This is a genomic window from Dissulfurispira sp. (assembly GCF_036745535.1).
Lineage (GTDB): Bacteria > Nitrospirota > Thermodesulfovibrionia > Thermodesulfovibrionales > Dissulfurispiraceae > Dissulfurispira.
The window spans coordinates 1-1307 of the sequence record NZ_DAIOFX010000188.1 but is presented as its reverse complement, the minus strand read 5'-3'; the positions used below and the strand labels follow the sequence as shown (position 1 = coordinate 1307).

Sequence of the window (1307 nt, the reverse complement as noted above, 5' to 3'; positions counted from 1 at the left end):
GGAACCTCATCTGATATATCCACCAGGATCAAATCAGCCTCTTTGCCTTCTTCTATGGAACCTGTCTTATCGGAAATTCCCACTGCCTTTGCAGGATTGGCGCTTGCCATATTTACTGCCTCATGGAGCGGAAGGATGTCGAGCCTTTCAATCGTAAATACAGCATGCAAGATGGTCATAGGCGAATAATCGGAACATAATATATCTCCATAACCAGACGATATGGCATTCCTCGCACTCAGGTTTTTTGCCTGTGAATCCCCCTCAAGACATTGGGGGCGCCGAGGCATACATAAATTCCATTATTTCTTGCAGCCCTCACTGCTTCCATCTTCACAGGGAATTCGGATATCCTGATCCCCATCTCGTTGAGCCACAGGATTTTTTCTTCTGAGTCATCGTCATGGGACGCCATGGGAATGTTCATGGATTTGCACAGGTCAACCACATAATCTATGCGCGATTTTACGGATTCCTTTGCAGACAGTTTTTTGCCTATGATTTTTGCAAGCTCTGCATCGCTTTTTTCATAAACCGTCCCGTAGTAATTTTTGAATGATGCGACCTCTTTAAACTGTCCCTGCCCTGGCGTGTGATCCATCAATGAAAAGAGATGGACATACCTGTCTCGCAAGAGCGCTTCCAGATATGGTATGGCGCCGTCATCTGTTATCTCAAAGCGCGCATGGACTTTAGTTTTTACATTTAGTTTTGGCGCAAGGCGGTTTATCTCCTTTATTATCTCCGAAGCCGTATTGTTACACCGCACCCCGATTTCGCCTTCTGCAAAGGACAGGGCGTGGAATATGGTTGTTATTCCGCAGGCCGCAAGTTTCTTGTCAAGTTCAAAGAGAGCAATGTTTACAGGGAAGAAGCTGTTTGGCCTCGGTTCTATCTCCTTTTCTATGGCATCACTGTGGAGGTCTATGAAGCCGGGCAGTAAAAATCTCTCCTGCGCATTAATTCTGTTCTGGTTGGAATTTATACTACCCTCTCTAATTTTTGAGATAATCCTGTCTTCAATTTTAATTGATGCACCTTTTAGTATCCCTGAAGGTAAAACTACTGTGGCATTTTCTATAACAAAATCCCTATTCTGCATATTTACTCTCTGGATTCACTCTGTATGTCCTGTCTGTAATGGACTCTATAAGTCTTCCGTCATGAAATATGCCTACCATTGAAGTCCCTTCGTTTCTCAGTTCCTTCAGCAATTCCATAACGATGGCAGTGGAATCCTTATCGAGGGAGGCTGTCGGCTCGTCAAGAAGCAAGAGCCTCGGCTTCCATATAATCGCCCTTGCGAT

2 protein-coding genes and 1 pseudogene are annotated in these 1307 nt (G+C 44.7%); all 3 read right to left on the bottom strand.

The genetic code is table 11. From position 1 onward, the window contains the following. Positions 1–290: amidohydrolase family protein (locus tag V7L97_RS13220; protein WP_442891850.1), on the bottom strand; the 290-nt coding region annotated here is incomplete at its 3' end. Next, the gene (locus V7L97_RS12760) at positions 239–1102 is read right to left on the bottom strand and encodes an alpha-D-ribose 1-methylphosphonate 5-triphosphate diphosphatase (RefSeq protein ID WP_333656587.1); all 864 of its coding nucleotides are present in this window, start codon (positions 1100–1102) and stop codon (positions 239–241) included. The genes V7L97_RS12760 and V7L97_RS13220, both read right to left, overlap by 52 nt. Continuing rightward, positions 1092–1307: pseudogene (locus V7L97_RS12755) on the bottom strand (phosphonate C-P lyase system protein PhnL); the annotation flags it as partial. The gene V7L97_RS12760 and the pseudogene V7L97_RS12755, both read right to left, overlap by 11 nt.

Excerpts from the sequence above, each read along its gene's own strand:
- V7L97_RS12760 (WP_333656587.1), bottom strand. The coding sequence starts at position 1,102 with ATGCAGAATAGGGATTTTGTTATAGAAAATGCCACAGTAGTTTTACCT.